The following is a 17,585-nucleotide window of genomic DNA, read 5'->3' as shown; positions in this document are numbered from 1 at the left end:
AGTAGGGGGTTAATTATTTAATAACCAAAACATGGCATCGTCAATAGTAAGAAAATATTGATACTCATAACTAACATTATATTCATCTAGAATATTTTCTATAGCTATATGTGTCATGAAATCTTGACTTACTACTACAGCGTATTTTTGAAGATGTAACTTACCTAAATTTTTTCGTGAATATGTCGCAGACCATTCCTGAATTTCTTCTGATAATTTATATTGAAAGTTACTTAAATCAGAAAGACAGAGTTTAGGTGAAAATTCATGAAATGCTTTAACCCAGCTTATCACTTCATTTTTATAGCGTTCGTTGTTAAATGTAATAACATGATGATCAAGCCAACGGTTAATCATTAAACTTTTATCAGTATCATAAGATATTTCATGAATATCAGATTTTATATCTAGTAACATAGAATACATAGGGGATTATGGATAAATAAATATAGTGAAATATATTAAATCAAAACATCTATTTAACATAACATTAATTATATGTATAAATATTAAATTATGCCCAACCAAGTAATCTTTCCATACATTTTTGCATAATTATATATTCATTCTGTGAACTGATAACATTAGGTTCTGCTAATTTATATATTTTACAAATATGTTTAGTGTCTTCTCCTACAGTATCGCCAACGCATATAATTCCAATACTTGGGTATTTTTTTATAAATTCTTCTACTTTAATAATGTACTCGTTATTTAAAGGTATAGCTAAATAGAAATAATCACAGAAACCGAATTCCTTTATAATCTTTTGTCGCTCCTTATTTAAATCATTAATTTCTGTGAGAATATGTGCACCAATAACTACAGGCCTTAATGTATCTTCCTTTTTAGCCTTACAAAGACTTAGAATATCAATTGAAGTAAATGCTGCTAAATTAAAAGCAATAAGATGTTCGTGCTTAGAACAAAAATCAACATTTAAAGTTCTCGCCAACCATTGATCAGATCTTAAAGCATTCAGAATATTTGCTCTAGCCAAATTTTCACTAGAGAGTTGATACTTCTCCATTTTCTTTAAATCTTCCCAATACCTATCAATAGAATTATCTTCTACATGTTCATTTTCTATTGAGTTTTTAAGGTTATATGGTACAACAAACTGTGTTTTATCTTTTTTATCTTCTATTACATAAGAACCTTCTTTTTTTCTTCCACGCTCTGTTTTTCCTCCTTTTAAAGGTCTATAGATATGCCATAATTCCTTTAATTCATGACGCATATTTTCACCTTCAAGCATCTTTGTCTTTACCTCTTCTACAATTTTTGTTGGTGCTATAGTTCTAACCTTACTAAAGGTTTCTAATTGCTCAGGTGTTGTTTTAACAACAGACTCGTCTAATTCTGATAACTGTTGCATACCTAATATCTCAAGATATAATTTAGCTCCAGATCTAGCTCTCCACAGTGTTGATATATTTATTCTATTTTTATCTGCTAATCCTTTTACATACTCTGTAAAAGACCTTGAACGTAATTTATAAAGTTGTGTACTTTCAATTTGATCAAGAAGCTTAGCAACTCTTAGCCAGTTTCTTCTATCCTTTTGGATTAAAATCTCAAATTCTAATTCTATTTGTTCTAATTGGTTAATTTTCATAGTTGCAAATTGCAACTAATATACAATATATACAATAATAATACTGTCAATTTCATCTATAATGGTATATTTGATAAGTGAACTTAAAATCCTATTCATTGAAATACGTATATACTTCAATACTCTTTTTACTTGTTGCCAACTTTTGTTCGGCACAAGATATATTATCAATTTTTGCAACTAAAGGGCCCAATGCACAACAATCTAGTTTAGAATTGTTCAAAAGGTATACAAACCCTTTAGCTGAAAGTTACTCATGGGCAATCAGTATGGGTTGGAATCATACTGCTCGACCTCACAGACCAATTGGTTTTGATATTAGTATCGGTACTGCTGCTGTATTAATACCAGACAATAAATTAACGTATTCAGTAGATGGAATAGACGGTGTACGAATTATTTCAGGTAACCCTCAGGTGCCTACATTTTTTGGGTCTAATACTGCTTCTTCAGTAATTGGAGTTAAAAATGATGATGGTACAGAATCAATAATTCCTGCAACTAGAGGAGTTAATTTATCTGCAGCCCCTCTCCCATTTTTTAAATTTGGACTAGGTGTTTTTAAGAACACAGAACTAATGGGACGTATCTTTCCGAAGCTGGAATACAATGGTATGGAAATAAAAATGTGGGGTGTAGGTATAAAGCACAACATTATACAATGGTTTTATAGAGAAAAATCTCCTTTTGATTTAAGTGTTTTTGCAGGTTATACGCAAGCTGATGGATTGTATCCTTTAGAACAAAGTATGGTTGCTCCAGTTACAAACCCTGGAAATATGCTCTTTACTACACGCGGTGGAGACTTTGAAGCTATACTATCTAAAACATTCCCTTTAGTTACTTTTTATATCTCTTCAGGGTTTGCATATAGTAAAAACAATCTTCAGTTAGTAGGTGATTATACTTTACTATATAATAAGGAAGAATCACTTAATATCCCTCCTAATGGAGTTACAGAAGAATATGAGTTAAAAGCATGGAAATTTGGCGGTGGAATTATGCTTAAGTTTGGCTTGGTATTCATAAATGGGGATTATAGCTATTCAGAATACCATCTAATTTCTACAGGATTGGGCTTAACTTTAAAATAAAGTGTGTAATTTTGTTAAGATTTCTTAAATGGCACTTAAAAATAGTATGAATTAAGGCTAATTAAACGATTTTTGTACCTGCAATTAGAAATAATGAATTTAATTACCCTTATCGTGGTCAAATATTAAGCATATTTCTATTGTGTTATGATTGTAAAATAGATAATGTTTCAAGCATTAAAATAAGACTATATCGTGGATTTATTTGAAAAACTTCTTCAAGATAGAGGACCATTAGGGTCTCACTCTAAAATGGCACATGGATACTATGCATTCCCTAAACTTGAAGGAGAAATTGCTCCAACCATGACATTTAGAGGCAAGGAAGTATTAACATGGAGTTTAAATAACTATTTAGGATTAGCAAATCATCCTGAAGTTAGAAAAGCTGATGCTGATGCTGCTGCTGAATACGGTTTAGCTTACCCAATGGGAGCTCGTATGATGTCAGGTAATTCAAACCTAATAGAGGAGTTCGAACAAGAAATTAGTTCATTTGTAGGCAAAGAAGATACAATGGTTTTAAACTTCGGTTACCAAGGTATTATGTCTGTAATTGATGCTTTACTTGATAGAAAGGATGTTGTTGTTTACGATTCTGAATGTCACGCTTGTATTATTGATGGATTAAGAATGCATGTCGGTAAAAGATTTGTATTCCCTCATAATGATATTACTAGCTGTGAAAAGCAATTACAAAGAGCTACAAAATTAGTTGAAGAAACTGGTGGAGCTATCCTAGTAATTACTGAAGGTGTATTCGGTATGTTAGGTGATCAAGGTAGATTAAAAGAAATTGCAGACCTAAAAGGTAAATACAGTTTCCGTATGTTAGTTGATGACGCACACGGATTTGGTACTTTAGGTAAAACTGGTGCTGGTGCTGGTGAAGAGCAGGGATGTCAAGACGAAATTGATATTTACTTCTCTACATTTGCTAAATCAATGGCCTCAGTTGGTGCATTTATCTCTTCTGATGAACAAGTAATTGAATATCTTAGATATAATACACGTTCTCAGATTTTTGCGAAAACTTTACCAATGCCATTAGTTAAAGGTAACTTGAAGCGTTTAGAATTGCTTCGTACAATGCCTGAGCTGAAAGATAAGCTATGGGAAGTTGCTACTAATTTGCAAGATGGTTTAAAGGCAAATGGTTTTGATATTGGTAAAACTGATACACCTGTTACTCCTGTATTCTTACAAGGTGGACAGAATGAAGCAGTGAATATGATTATGGACTTAAGAGAAAATTATAATATTTTCTGTTCAGTAGTTGTATATCCTGTAGTTCCTAAAGGTGTTATTATGTTAAGATTGATTCCTACTTCATCTCATACTTTAGAGCATGTTGCAGTTACAATCACTGCATTCAAAGCTGTAAAACATAAATTGGAATCTGGTGAGTATGCAAATGCAGAACCTCAGATCTTCTCTTAATCGAGAAAGATTTTAGATAAAATATAAAAGGGCGAAAAAACGTAAAAAAAACGTGTTTTCGCCCTTTTTTTATGTCTTTTTATTGTGCATTTTAATAAGAATTATATAAATTGCTATACACTTAATTTAATTCATCGTTAGAAATTAATATTAAAAAAATGGACAAATTCACAGAACTTAAGGAGCTTATTCAGCAAACTGAAGAAGACGCACAGAAATTCTACAACAGCAAAGTTGCTGCGGCTGGAACTCGAGTAAGAAAGAACATGCAAGACATCAAAAAACTTGCTCAAGATATCCGTCTTGAAATCCAAGATATCAAAAACCAAGATTAATTCTTTTTAATCTAAAAAAAGGGATAAGTTTTACAACTTATCCCTTTTTTTTACATCCTATTTAATATTTCGACTGCTGCCCTTATCCTTTCAGTAAAAGAAATTTGATCGTACATCAATTTCATTTCATAAGATTCTACATCTTGATGCTCCCCTAGTGCCACTCTACAAGTAGCGTAAGATTGCTGAGCAAAACGATCTAAAATCTTTGAGATATTAAATGAAAATGTGAAAAGGTAATCAAATTTATTATTAATGAACCTTTGTATATCACTTTGAATATCATTCTTATTCCAATCAATTTTAGATAAAGGAATTACTTTACAATTGAACGGAATATCAAATTGATTTTTTGAAGTTTCTGAAATAAATATAATATCAATATTTTTCACATTTTTAGGTAAAATTTTATCGATAATTCTCATCTCATTTAAAATACTTTGTAGTCTTTCTGCATCTTTTATGTAAAGAAGTAGACCAACGGATGAAGAATCCTTAAGAGGTAACTTATTATTATGGATAATATTATTACTCTTATCAACTTTGTTAAGCTTATAATTTAACAGCTTGTTTTTAAATAAGTCTAACATATTATCCTTCAATTAAGTTTTTAAATTCTTCTTCTGTTAAAACAGTTACTCCAAGCTTTTCTGCTTTTTTAAGTTTTGAACCCGCTTTTTCTCCAGCTACGAGATAATCTATTTTAGCAGAGATAGATGTTCTAACCTTTCCACCATGTTCTTTAATAAGATCATGCATTTCGTTTCTACTAAAGATTTCGAATGTTCCAGTACATACAAAAAGTTTGTCTTCTAGTGTACCAACTGTTTCTTTCTCAACTACCTCAAATTGTAAGCCAGCGGCTTTAAGTCTATCTATTAAAAATAGGTTTTCTGGAGCCTCTTTAAAATTGATTATACTTTTAGCTATTTGACCTCCTACTTCATAAACTTCGGCAATCTGCTCTTCGGTAGCTGATAACAAAGCATCAATATTTTTAAATACTTCTGATAATTTTTCTGCTATAGTACTTCCAACGTGTCTAATTCCTAAAGCAAATAATACTCTCTCATAAGGAATGTTTTTAGAAGCAATTACACCGTTTAGTAGATTTTCAATTGATTTGTCTTTAAAACGTTCCATTTTATCACTTAAAGCTTCTGCTGTTAAATCATAAAAATCAGCAACATTGGCAATAAGTCCTTTTTCTATTAACTGGTCTATTGTTTCTCCACCAATAGAGTCAATATTCATAGCTTTTCTGGCTACAAAATGTTGTATTCTACCTTTTACTTGTGGAGGACAACTTGTTATATTTAAGCAATAGTGTTGTGCTTCTCCTTCCTGTCTTTCTAAAACAGAATTACATGCAGGGCAGTTCGTTATAAATTCTAAAGGTTGTGCATCTTTTTCTCTATCACTAACATCTACTCCTGTAATTTTAGGAATGATCTCCCCTCCCTTCTCAACATACACTTTATCATTAATATGTAAGTCTAATCGTGCTATTTCGTTAGCATTATGAAGGGAAGCTCTTCTAACTGTAGTGCCAGCCAATTGTACCGCCTCTAGGTTCGCTACTGGTGTTATAGCACCTGTTCTACCCACTTGATAAGTCACAGACTTTAATAAGGTTTTTGCTGCCTCTGCTTTGTATTTATACGCAATAGCCCATCGAGGACTTTTAGCAGTAGCACCTAATTTCTTGTGGAATTCTTCACTATCCACTTTTATTACTACACCATCGGTTTCTAATGGTAAGTCATGTCGATTTTTACCCCATTTTTCAATAAATGTCCATACCTCATCTATTGATGTTACTTTCTCAAAAGTATTTGGGAGGTTAAAACCCCATTCTTTTAATCTATTAAGTCCATCAAAATGAGTCGTAATAGTTTCTACTTGACCTACTATCCCGTAGATATACACATCTAATTTCCTTTCTGCTACCTTTTTAGGGTCTTGTTGTTTTAACGCACCTGCACAAGCATTCCTTGGGTTTGCCAATAAAATTTGAGCTTTTTTATTATTAGCAATTCGATCTATATTTTCGAGCTCAATTCGTTTATTATTTTCTTCAAACGATTGTTTACTCATAAAAACTTCTCCACGAACTTCGAACCTTTCAGGATAATCACCTACTAATTGTAAAGGTAGAGATCGAATTGTTCTAGCGTTTACAGTAACATCATCACCTTGTATACCATCACCTCTTGTAACGGCTTGAATTAGTGCTCCATGTTCATAAATTAAACTGATAGCCACACCATCATATTTTAATTCACAAACATAATCTACTTGTGTATTAAGGTCTTTTAATATTCTATCATTAAACTCTATCAAGTCCTCTTTATTATAAGTATTTGATAAGGATAACATTGGGGACTCATGTGCAACTGTTTTAAAGTTTTTTGTTGGTTCGCCACCTACTCTTTGTGTTGGAGATGTTGTTTTTAAAAGTGTGGGGAATTCCACTTCTAATTCTTGAAGTTCATGCATCATCAAATCAAATTCTTGATCTGAAATATCCTGAACACCATCTACATAATATCTTTTATTTAAATCGTGAAGTTTTGTTGATAATATATCAACACGTTCCTTAGCTTTTTCTAAAGTCATAAATATTAAGCAATAAACTATTTATACTAGTTGATTTGTTTGTTGATCTTATTAGCAATTTCAGCCAATTCTTCTTGTGTAAGATCAATTTTATTTTTAAAGTTCATATCATTCATACCACTAATTGGTATTAAATGCATGTGTGCATGTGGTACTTCTAAGCCAATAACTGCATGACCTATTCTATTACACGGAAAAACAGCCTTAATACCTTTGGCTACTTTTTTTGCAAACACATACAGACCTGCTAGAGTTTCATCGTCAAGGTCAAAAATATCATCAACTTCTTTTTTAGGAACTACCAATGTATGTCCTTTTTGAACTGGTGATATATCTAAAAAGGCATAGTAATTATCGTCTTCAAAAACCTTATGTGATGGTATTTCACCATTAATTATTTTTGTGAAAATTGATGCCATAATTTATTTTTTCTTATTTGGTTTGAAAGTTAGATAAATCATCAAAACAACCGACAAGCCATAGCCTATGGCACTTACCATTGGCATTCCTAAACTATTTCTCATAGTATAAGGTATTGGTGCAGTCATAACAATTGATGAGCTAATTAAAAGTGCTAGAATAACTAGAGCAATGTTCAAGTTAGACGCAGCATCTTTAAATTGATTTATTAATGGCTCTAAGCCTTTGTGCTCAAAATTTATAACAAGTTTACCCGTTCTTGTTTTCTTTAAAATATAACGTACCTCCATAGGTAAATTATAGAACAAAGAGGATACCTGATAAAATGAATAATAAAAATCTGAGCTTAAATTTTTAAATGAAAATTGTTCTTTAGAAAGACGTATTCCATAAGGCTCTATTTCTGGTAAGACTTCTAAAGTTGGCCATAATACATTACAGATACCTTCTAAAATAGCTAAAGCCCTTAAGATCATAAATATTGATCCCGGTACTGCTAATCTATTTCTATAAATAATCTCTTGAAGAGTACCTGTTATATCTGCCATAGAGGCATCGTTAGATGAATGGACTACAAACTTATCTACTAACTCATTAAGGTCTTGTTCAAGCCTTCTTGGGTCGTCTATGTCTGTTTCTTTTGCTATTCGTCTTAGATGCATAGCCATACCTCTTGCATCGCCTTGTCCCATAGAAGTTAGGAAATTTGCTAAACCAAATCTTTGATATTTAGTTAAGCGGCCAATCATACCAAAATCAATTAATATAATCTTGCCATCAGGGCGTATAAGTACATTTCCAGGGTGAGGGTCAGCATGAAAATAACCTTGATTAAAAATCTGATCCAAATATAAATGAAGGCCATCTAGCGCAACTTGTTTTAAATCTAACCCCCAAGATTCAATTGTTCTTTTATCAGTAATTTTACAACCACTAACATACTCCATAACCAATAGCTTCTTTGTTGTATATTCTAAGTGAGCGTAAGGAATGTGTAACTTGGGATTGTTCTTATTTGCTACTCTAAATTGGACTATATTTTTAGCCTCAATGGTATAATCTAATTCATTAATAATACTTTCTTCAAAAGTTTGTATTATTTCTTCAGGATTAAGAATACCATACTTATTAATAAAGCTACCTGTATGTTTTATAAACTCTCGTAAGAGTCTAAGATCTGTTTCTACTTGTTCTCTCGCACCTGGACGCTGGATTTTTAAAACCACATCTTGCCCTGTTTTTAAACGAGCTCTATGTACCTGACCAATACTTGCAGCACCTAATGGTTTATTATCAAAAAATGTTACAAAATCATTCAGGTTCATACCAGTTTCTTTTTCAACAATAGCCATTGCTTCAATTTCAGAAAATGGTGCAACGCTATCTTGTAGTTTTTGAAACTCTTCTATTAAATCTTGAGGTAAGACATCAGGGCGATTACTTAAAGTCTGTGCAAATTTCACAAACGTAGGCCCTAACTCTTCTATAACCATTCGAATCCTTTCCGATCTACTAAACTTCAAGACAGGTTTGTTGTCTCTTTTCCAATCATCGATAGGCACAAATCTGCTTAAAGATGTATTAGAGACAACATCTTCAAAACCATACTTGAGTAGTATCTTTATGATCTCTTGTATACGTTGAAAGTTTTTTACTTTGGTTGAAAAAAGCATTTAATATGGTATGTGTACTTGAAATGACAAATATATATCTGTGTAAATAATAGTGAAAATCACAAACCAAATTATAGTTTAAATTTTCGCATAAAAAATACAGACATAATCTATGTAAAAATAACTGTAATATCTATATGCTACAATTTAATATTACAGAATTAAGGGGTAAAAATTACTTCAAGTCACATTCTTTAGAATAAAGTAATGTTTTTTATAAAAAATGGTCTTAAAATGGGTATCCTATTGCTAAGTTAAAGACTAATTGATTAAAACTTGGTTTTTTAATAACCCACTGCACACCATCTTCTGGTACATAAGGAAGTCTTAATGGAATTGCAAAATCAAATCTCATTACAAAGAATTGTAAATCTATTCTTAAACCCACTCCAGCTCCTAGTGCTAACTCGTTTAAAACATTATCAAACTTAAATTCACCACCAGGTCTATCTGGGTCTTCATTTGCTAACCACACGTTACCATAATCAACAAAAGCAGCTAATTTTAAATATTGATGTAGATCGTATCTATATTCAAAGCTACCCTCTATTTTAATATCGCCTGCTTGTTGTCCAAAAGATTGAGTTGAGTTTTCTGATGTTCCATTTGCTTCAGGAGGATCAAAAGAACCAGGTCCTAAAGTTCTAGACCTAAATGCGCGAATACTGTTTGGTCCACCTACAAAATACTGTTGAATAAACGGTAAAGCTGTAGAGTTACCCCAAGGCTTACTATAACCAACAACAAACCTTGTTGCCATTTCTCCTTTTTTCGATGTTTTGAAATAGAAACGGAAATCATTTGTTAATCTTACATATTGAGAATATGGATTGCCAAAGATTTCATACTGACCAGTTTCTGGGTTTTTAGGTACACCTAAACCATTCATAACAGCATACCAAATATTACCAGAAATTGCAATATCACCTTTATAATAGAAACTCGTATTTTTAACTTTCTTATTCCAGTTTGGTGCATATTCAAAAGAGTATTGAGACCCTAGAATAAACTGATTCCTAAATGCTTCTGTAAGTGATGGGATATCTTGAGAGATATTAGTTGTGTCGCTTGTTGCTTGAAAGCTTATTACTACTGGATCTAACGTATGTTTTATAGCTTCATTTGTTCTCCAATCAAAACCATAAGAGGTTGTCAAATAGTTTAGACTGTACGAAGGGAAAAAGTGATACTTTTTAAATCCAACGCCAAAATTTGTGTAAGGAATATAGAAATCGCCACCAGGTCTGACATTAAAAGGTGCTACCACTCTTGGAATTGATAACTTAGCGTCTACACCATACCAGAAGATCAAATCTACCCCATTTGTTTTACCACCAAACTGTTTCTGAATACCTGTATATACAGTAAAAGATAATTTTTCTGCTCCACCAAATGTATTCCTGTTTTTCCATGTAACATCTAATTCAGGACCTGTATACCCTGTAGACCATGTAGAGACTGCTAGTTCAGTAGATAGTGAATGAAGCGTTACTTGAGACATTTTAGCATTCACATTCATCGTTCCATAATCAGGATTATCAGAAGGCTTTGGTGTAAAGTCAATATCAACATACTTAAATACACCTAATCCAGAAAACTGTCTTAAGGTTGCTTGGTGTTTATGACGACTGTAAATATCTCCTTGTCTAAATTGAAGAGTTGTTTCTAAAATTGATGGCTTCAAATTAACAGGGTCTCCTTTATAAATAATTCCTGAGTCTATTTGAACCGTTTTATGATTTCTTTTACTAACATTTAAACCGTCTAAATCAAAATCTGGTTGTAAGAGAACAGTATCAATAGTATACAACCTTTTTACCTTATCTGGCATCTCTTTAAAGTAGGCTTTAACATCAACTGTTCTATTACCTTTTGCACTGTCTAAATCAAACATAAGATAGTTAGAACTAAAGAAATAGAAACCACTATCTTTTAAAGAGTTATTTATCCTAACTCGTTCTTCTCTAAAATCTTCTAACTTATATCGTTCACCTTCTACTAAAAGACTCTTCTCTTCAATTGATTTTATTTTTTCTGAAAAAACACCATCTGTTGAGTATTCCCAATCAACAGAATTAAGTTTATAAGGTGCATCATTGATATCAATTTCATAGACAACCTTAACTGTTTTATTAGCTTTATCGACGATTTCTTTATAATGAACTTTTGAGCCAAAATAGCCTTCATTATCTAAAGTATTATCAATTAATTCAGTGGTTTTTTCAGTAATATATTTATCGTAATAAACAGGTTTACTACCAAATGTTTTTGCTTTCCATTTTCTAAAACCCTTAGGATGTTTAGCACCTTCACCTTTAAAATGAAACCATGCACCACTCTTAGAATTAGGTTCAGTAGTTATTACTTCGTCTATATCATATTTAAAGTCATCTGATATTTTTATACTATCGGGATGATTAAATTTTATTTCTGCTCCTGTATAAAAGCTTCTATCTTCTTCTAGGTATTTAGTTATACTACACCCAAATAAAGAGACGCTAAGAATTAATAAAAGACTTAATGATTTATTCTTCATGATGTACTAAAAGACTTGACGATTGTTTGTTATTAGCTGGTGTAATCAAAGGTTTTATATCCATGTTACTTTGATCATTTTCAGAATCTTCTTCAGTTTCAATTGGTACATCAGAAGGTAGGTTTGTTTTTGTTGAATCTGGCAATACTGTATTTACAGTATCTTTTTCTATCTCAGTCTCATCTGCAGGTGCCATCATTCCTGTTCCCCCTTTAGCAGTTGAATCTCCAGTTGCCTGCATCATACCACCACCAGTATTAGAACGTTTAATCATACCCATTCTTTTACGGATATCTTTCTTCTTATCTAAGTTTCTAATAAATAGCTCTTTACCTTTATTATAGTCCTTTGTAAACATTATTGACACTCCAGTCTTAAAAACATCTGGTGTGAAATATTGAGCATCAATTTGTCTAAATAGTCTGTTTTTTAATGTTCCATCAGCCATAAGACTATACTCTAATAAAAAGTCTGTATTAAAAGTATTGTTACTATTATTATCTACAGCCTGATTACCACTAACAGCCACTTTACCACCTACAGATACACTTAATCTATCATTAAATAATGTCTTTTTTACGGTAACACCTAAATCTGTTCTATTAGATGTTCCAGACTCTTGTTGCTGAGAATAGGAGTCCAAATCAAAATCTACATCCACAAAACCATTTGTAAGATTGTCTGTAACGTTATTTAATTGCTGACTAATAATTGAACTTACAGAACCAGTAACCATGTCAGTTGTACTAGAACCTCCTCCACCGGAATCATTAAGGAATGTACCAAGTATTAAAAGTGAAAATACTTGTTTATTTAATTGAGATTCATCTTGATTTAAATATTCAACAGACGATTCAATTTTATCTCCCCCTTGACTACCTTCAGGGTATTCTAACTTGAATGATAGGTCTGGATTAATTACATCTCCACGCATATTCATATAAACTTTGAATCTACGTTTTGATTTATATTTGTTTGCTTCAGACTGATTTATTTGATTAACAACTAAAGGATATGGAGAAGTCATGGCCTCATAAATAGCCGTCATATTTGCTTGAGGATTATAAGGGTCTCCTGTCCATAAAACAGAACTACCTTTTTGCAACAATAACTTTTTATTCATCAACTGATAGAAAGTCATTGAGTAATCACCTTTAGTAATTTGATATTGCCCAGACATTACAAGATCACCACCTGCATCCATTCGAAGATTTAGTGTTCCTCCTCCAACTAAAGTTAAAGCATCGCCAGCTCTTGGATCAATTACAACTTTAAATTTAGATTTATCATCTATATTAATTGTGGCTTTAATTTCGTAATTATCAGCTTTGCTTTTAACAACTAGGGAATCTTCTTTATTTACAAAATTAATAATATCATCTCCTGTATCAATCTCCCCTAAACCACCATCCATATACACATAAGTAAGGTCAGTCCCCCTACTAATTCGAGTAGTAGAATTTATAATTAAGTGATCAAAAGGACCAGTGATTTTAGTCAAATTACCTACTATTAATTTACCGTAATACTCTGGGTTATCTTTTTGTGTTGAGTTTATTAATGTGATATCATCAGCAGAAAACTTTAATTTAAAATCTAGTTCTTCGTAATCTTTAGTGAAAATATCACCGCCAATTGCTGCTAATCGATTTTCGGAATCTTTAAATCCTACTTGATTAAAATGAATTCCTTTTTCATCGAATACAATATTACCGTCAGTACCTGTTAGATATACATTAAAAAGATCAATATTGAAGGATGGTGATAATAAATCGACTTTACCTTTTACCATCATTGGATCATTTCCTAGACCTTTGTAGACAACATTACCATTTAAACCTCCACTAAAATTAGAAGCGTAACCTTTTGCAAAGTATTCGAAAGGCTTTATTAATAAACTATCAATAGCTATTGTCATTTCTAATGGTGATAATGAATCTGCAATATTATATTCACTTTGGACATTAATATTACCTATTATACCATTTATAGAAGTCTGATTTTCATAAATATCAATATTATCTGTATTGCGTGCATTACTCTTTATATCAGCAATAATACTATTAAATAGACCAAATTGTTCTATGTCGATAGTTCCGTCTAATACACCTCCTTTATAGATATTACCTATTTTAATATCAGCATTGACTAAACCATTTAATACAGATGTATCTGTATCAATATTATAAGTAGTAGAATCTAATGAATAATCATGAATTGTAAATGAGTAGACAGTGTCTTTCTCATCAAATTGAGTGGAGTTTAAAGCAAAACTTTGATCATCTTTAGATAACTGTACTTTATTTACATAAGGTAAGCCCCCATAAGACAAAATGTAATTCTCTTTATCTATTTTCCAGTCATTATTATTAATTCTAACTCTATCATCAAATACATATTTATAAGTAGTAGAATCTAGTGTTAAATCTCCTCCTATATATAGCCATTCGTTTAAATTATCTTCTGATTTACCATCAATTTGGACTCTTAAATTATTATGCTCAGCATTACCACTTATAGACCAATTATGAATAGCATAATCTTCATATCCAATCAGCTCCAATAGTCCTAAACCAAAGTTGTATGTCAATACAGTGCCATTAGCATCAACTGTTGCATATAAAGAATCTATATCAATATCAGAATAGGTTAACCTCGGGATATCGAGGTCAAAATCTAATTTATTTGAAGCAGCGTCAAAATTAAAAGTACATTGGTTAAATTCTAAAGTATCTAAGTCATCTATATTTCCTTTAGTAAGTAATTCTCCATCCTCAATGTTAATTTCTGCAGTTATTACTCCTTTTGATGGCGGCAAACTACCAATCATTGCTCTTGATGATAAATACTGAGAGAAATATCGTTCAAGCACAATAGGTAAACTATCTAATGAGATATTAGAATATATATTAGCATTAATCGATTCTAATTCAACCTTGCCAAGGATGTGGGTACTATCAATTTCTATATGAGTTTTTAGATATGATATTTCTTGTTCTTTTAAACCTTGTTGTATTTTAATTTCATTTAAGTCTAGCGTTGTATTAAGATTAGAAATATCAAATCCATGTGTTTGAGAATTTACTTTCATACCAAAACTTATAGAGTCTTCCATGAAATTTAAAGCACGTAAATCAACATTACCAATATCACCTATTATGGATGCTGTTGGCAATTCCTCATTTAGATTTATATTACCAGTTAAATCAATTGATAATTCCTTTTGGTCTGTATTGGCTTTCCAAACTATCGCTTTTCTATCAATTTCTAAGGCTACATCTAATCCACCGTAATCGTAATTGTTATATTCTGCTTTCTTTAATTGAAACTTAATAGTTGATAATAATAGCGAGTCAATATCAAACCCTTTACCATTAGAGGTAAGGTGTGTACTAACTTTCCCTATAGTAGTGTCTTTAAGTATCTGACCAACATTAAGATTATAGGTATTTGTTTCAAAGCTATACTCATCTTCATTTTTAAGCTGAAATCTGAAATTAAAAGCACCAGTTTGCAATAAACTAATATTTGATTTTGCTCTTAAATTTTTCAAATCACCTGCTAAATTGAAATCACCTAAAATACGTGGAGGAATTAAAAATGATTCTTTAAGTGAATCATCTAAAAAGAGACTGGCTAATGTATTTGTATAAAAGTTTAAAGAATCTACTGCAACCTGATATTTTAAAGAATCTTCTGAAAGAACGTTATTTAATTGAAGATTAAAATCAGTATTTAAACCTAAACTACTTCGTATTTCACCATCAGAAATAGACATATCTGAAGTTGTTCCTTCTACCTTCATTTTGCCATCTATATTGTGTGTTATAAATGGACTAATAGAACTATCATTTTTTAATGAAGGATCAAATATTAAAGCATCATTAAAGCTAATATGTGATCTCAGTAAATGATTTCGGAAATAAAGTTTATCAAGATGATCCCCTATTGTATAAAGGTTAGGGTATTTTAAATAAAGATCGTTGTATAAGAAACTGTTATTTATTTCTATCAATAAGTCTTTTACATGTAGTTCTTGAGGCTTAATACTTATTTCTGTAGAGAAATTTGTAAGCGATAATCCATTCTTTTCAAATGCCTTTAATGATGGTACATCTAACTTAATTTCATCATCAGAAACATTTAAATTATTTACATCTAAATCAATCTTCTTAAAGTAGATATGATTTGGATCTAAACCCTGCATTGTTGGCTTGTAAAGGTTATCATCGTACACTAATTTTAAATTATTTATAGATGATTTAGTAATGGCTACTTTCCAACCAATGTCTAATGACTTTAAGTATTCTAGTTTAGGGTTAGTAACTTGCTCTTCTGGTTGTGTATTTAGTGTATCACTTTTAGTACTATAACTAATTAGTGTATTGTCTAGAAATAAGTTTTCAAACTTTATATCTTGTTCTAAAAGGTCAAAAGAATGGTTATTTATAGATAATTGCTGAACCTTTATTGTTGCTTTATCTTTTGTGGTATTATCTGTATAATTAATTAAAAAATCATTAATGTTTGCAGTTAAAAGAGATAATATAAAACTAGTTTCTCCTTCTGAATCAGTGTTAGTTTCTTCTTCAACTAGAGTTGCTTCATCAAACTGCAAATGATCAATTTGAGTACCATAAAGATCTATTGAATTGATAGTATAAGTTGATGTATTAATGTCAATTAAAGGTATCTGCGTAGTTAATGAATTTACCTTCACATCTGTTTTAATGTTCATTACACTATCCAAGTAATGAAAACGCACATCTGTTAATTGAATATTATTAATAATAATTGGAGGAATTGCTGTACTTGTTGTATCCTCTTCCACAGCTTCAGTTGTTGTAGAATCTGATACAAATGCATTAATTAAATAATTAAAATTAAAATCACCTGCTCTATTTACTCTTATAGATGTATGTAAAGAATGTAAACCAATATCATTAATAACAATTCTCTCTAAAGAAATTGTTTCTAGGTCTATATCGACTTCAAGTTTAGATAAATGAAGAAAATTATCTCCATTAGGTTCTTGTAAATCTACATTTTCTAACACCAAAGTTTTCGGAAAATCAAGTGCTATATAGCCAACTTTAACCTCACTTTTTGTAAGTTCTGAAACGTATGATGTTATTTTATTTACAGCAATATTTTGCACATAAGGAACCCTTAATATTCCATAAATAGTACTTAATAGAATTATGAATAATAAGAGTATTGCAAAAAATATTCGTTTGAAAGTTCCTTTCATTATCGAATAGAAAAAGTTTTCACTTGTATGAGTTAGATAGAATAAATATTCTTTAAAGGTAAAAACAAATACTGATTGATTTTAAGAAATTCTTAATTATAAATGTTAATCGATTAGCTTTTTAGCCATAACATATATTTCTTCTCTATTATTGCTTTCATTGTATCATAATTCTTCCAAGAATCTTCTACATGAAAAATAGAATCTAAACTTTTCCCTAATATGTTTTTATAATCATGAACGTACTCTCCACTTGAATAATAGTTTCTCACAAAATCTTGTGCTTTAGTGTTGAAAAAGTCAATTTCAACTACTCCATCTAAAGTTTCTGCAAGGATTATTGACGTAATATCTCGGTTTTTAAAGCGAATAAATAAACTAAAAAATTCATCATTAAATTCTTCATCTAAAAAATCTTTTTCTATTGCCCACCCTATGAAAATTCCAATGTGTAGATATGCTTGATCTAGTGGTTGATCGTCTGGAAAGTTTACGCCAAAATAATCTTTTGCGTTGTCAATAATTTTGCTGTTGCTGTCTTTTACTTTATACATAATTGATAGTTTAAAACGATAAAAAAGAGAAAATAAAGCTGGTAA

At 31.0% G+C, this 17,585-nt stretch carries 12 protein-coding genes; 3 read left to right on the top strand and 9 right to left on the bottom strand.

The annotated features are described in order from the left end of the window. Nucleotides 1-9: 9 nt before the first annotated feature. A complete protein-coding gene (locus EI427_RS07420; protein WP_126613232.1) occupies nucleotides 10-417 on the bottom strand; it encodes a hypothetical protein in 408 nt (135 codons plus the stop codon). A gap of 97 nt (nucleotides 418-514) precedes the next feature. Beyond that, complete coding sequence (locus EI427_RS07415) at nucleotides 515-1,618, bottom strand: hypothetical protein (RefSeq protein ID WP_126613230.1); 1,104 nt, start codon at nucleotides 1,616-1,618, stop codon at nucleotides 515-517. A 98-nt stretch (nucleotides 1,619-1,716) separates the two neighbouring features. Here EI427_RS07415 and EI427_RS07410 point away from each other — a divergent pair, with 98 nt between their 5' ends. The 3 genes from EI427_RS07410 to EI427_RS07400 all read left to right on the top strand — a co-directional run bounded on the left by EI427_RS07410 (nucleotide 1,717) and on the right by EI427_RS07400 (nucleotide 4,487). After that, on the top strand, nucleotides 1,717-2,712 hold the full coding sequence (locus EI427_RS07410) for a DUF6588 family protein (RefSeq protein WP_126613228.1): 996 nt from the start codon (nucleotides 1,717-1,719) through the stop codon (nucleotides 2,710-2,712). Nucleotides 2,713-2,907: 195 nt separating this feature from the next. Continuing rightward, nucleotides 2,908-4,152: an aminotransferase class I/II-fold pyridoxal phosphate-dependent enzyme gene (locus tag EI427_RS07405; RefSeq protein ID WP_126613226.1), complete on the top strand. Its 1,245-nt coding sequence runs from the start codon at nucleotides 2,908-2,910 to the stop codon at nucleotides 4,150-4,152. A gap of 158 nt (nucleotides 4,153-4,310) precedes the next feature. After that, on the top strand, nucleotides 4,311-4,487 hold the full coding sequence (locus tag EI427_RS07400) for a histone H1 (protein ID WP_126613224.1): 177 nt from the start codon (nucleotides 4,311-4,313) through the stop codon (nucleotides 4,485-4,487). Nucleotides 4,488-4,537: 50 nt separating this feature from the next. Here EI427_RS07400 and EI427_RS07395 read toward each other — a convergent pair whose 3' ends face one another. The 7 genes from EI427_RS07395 to EI427_RS07365 all read right to left on the bottom strand — a co-directional run bounded on the left by EI427_RS07395 (nucleotide 4,538) and on the right by EI427_RS07365 (nucleotide 17,540). Next, nucleotides 4,538-5,077, bottom strand: coding sequence for a DUF6913 domain-containing protein (locus tag EI427_RS07395; protein WP_126613222.1), 540 nt, complete (start codon nucleotides 5,075-5,077; stop codon nucleotides 4,538-4,540). Between the two features lies 1 nt (nucleotide 5,078). Further along, entirely contained in the window at nucleotides 5,079-7,106 is a 2,028-nt protein-coding gene (gene ligA, locus EI427_RS07390; RefSeq protein WP_126613220.1) for an NAD-dependent DNA ligase LigA, read from the bottom strand. Nucleotides 7,107-7,132: 26 nt separating this feature from the next. Continuing rightward, nucleotides 7,133-7,525 carry an HIT family protein gene (locus EI427_RS07385; protein WP_126613218.1) on the bottom strand — a complete coding sequence of 131 codons (393 nt, stop codon included), beginning with the start codon at nucleotides 7,523-7,525 and terminating at the stop codon, nucleotides 7,133-7,135. Nucleotides 7,526-7,528: 3 nt separating this feature from the next. Then, on the bottom strand, nucleotides 7,529-9,199 hold the full coding sequence (locus EI427_RS07380; RefSeq protein WP_126613216.1) for an ABC1 kinase family protein: 1,671 nt from the start codon (nucleotides 9,197-9,199) through the stop codon (nucleotides 7,529-7,531). A gap of 229 nt (nucleotides 9,200-9,428) precedes the next feature. Further along, the gene (tamL, locus tag EI427_RS07375; RefSeq protein ID WP_126613214.1) at nucleotides 9,429-11,735 is read right to left on the bottom strand and encodes a translocation and assembly module lipoprotein TamL; all 2,307 of its coding nucleotides are present in this window, start codon (nucleotides 11,733-11,735) and stop codon (nucleotides 9,429-9,431) included. Then, the gene (locus EI427_RS07370; protein ID WP_126613212.1) at nucleotides 11,725-16,986 is read right to left on the bottom strand and encodes a translocation/assembly module TamB domain-containing protein; all 5,262 of its coding nucleotides are present in this window, start codon (nucleotides 16,984-16,986) and stop codon (nucleotides 11,725-11,727) included. The genes tamL and EI427_RS07370 overlap by 11 nt, the downstream gene beginning before the upstream one ends. 113 nt (nucleotides 16,987-17,099) lie before the next feature. Beyond that, on the bottom strand, nucleotides 17,100-17,540 hold the full coding sequence (locus EI427_RS07365; protein WP_126613210.1) for a DUF7832 domain-containing protein: 441 nt from the start codon (nucleotides 17,538-17,540) through the stop codon (nucleotides 17,100-17,102). Nucleotides 17,541-17,585 lie beyond the last annotated feature (45 nt).

Origin of the sequence: Flammeovirga pectinis (genome assembly GCF_003970675.1) — a bacterium.
Lineage (GTDB): Bacteria > Bacteroidota > Bacteroidia > Cytophagales > Flammeovirgaceae > Flammeovirga > Flammeovirga pectinis.
The sequence above is the reverse complement of the archived record's forward strand: the minus strand, read 5'-3'. Positions and strand labels throughout refer to the sequence as shown.

Excerpts from the sequence above, each read along its gene's own strand:
- ligA (WP_126613220.1), bottom strand. The coding sequence starts at position 7,106 with ATGACTTTAGAAAAAGCTAAGGAACGTGTTGATATATTATCAACAAAA.
- EI427_RS07385 (WP_126613218.1), bottom strand. The coding sequence starts at position 7,525 with ATGGCATCAATTTTCACAAAAATAATTAATGGTGAAATACCATCACAT.
- EI427_RS07415 (WP_126613230.1), bottom strand. The coding sequence starts at position 1,618 with ATGAAAATTAACCAATTAGAACAAATAGAATTAGAATTTGAGATTTTA.
- EI427_RS07400 (WP_126613224.1), top strand. The coding sequence starts at position 4,311 with ATGGACAAATTCACAGAACTTAAGGAGCTTATTCAGCAAACTGAAGAA.
- tamL (WP_126613214.1), bottom strand. The coding sequence starts at position 11,735 with ATGAAGAATAAATCATTAAGTCTTTTATTAATTCTTAGCGTCTCTTTA.
- EI427_RS07370 (WP_126613212.1), bottom strand. The coding sequence starts at position 16,986 with ATGAAAGGAACTTTCAAACGAATATTTTTTGCAATACTCTTATTATTC.
- EI427_RS07365 (WP_126613210.1), bottom strand. The coding sequence starts at position 17,540 with ATGTATAAAGTAAAAGACAGCAACAGCAAAATTATTGACAACGCAAAA.
- EI427_RS07420 (WP_126613232.1), bottom strand. The coding sequence starts at position 417 with ATGTTACTAGATATAAAATCTGATATTCATGAAATATCTTATGATACT.
- EI427_RS07380 (WP_126613216.1), bottom strand. The coding sequence starts at position 9,199 with ATGCTTTTTTCAACCAAAGTAAAAAACTTTCAACGTATACAAGAGATC.
- EI427_RS07395 (WP_126613222.1), bottom strand. The coding sequence starts at position 5,077 with ATGTTAGACTTATTTAAAAACAAGCTGTTAAATTATAAGCTTAACAAA.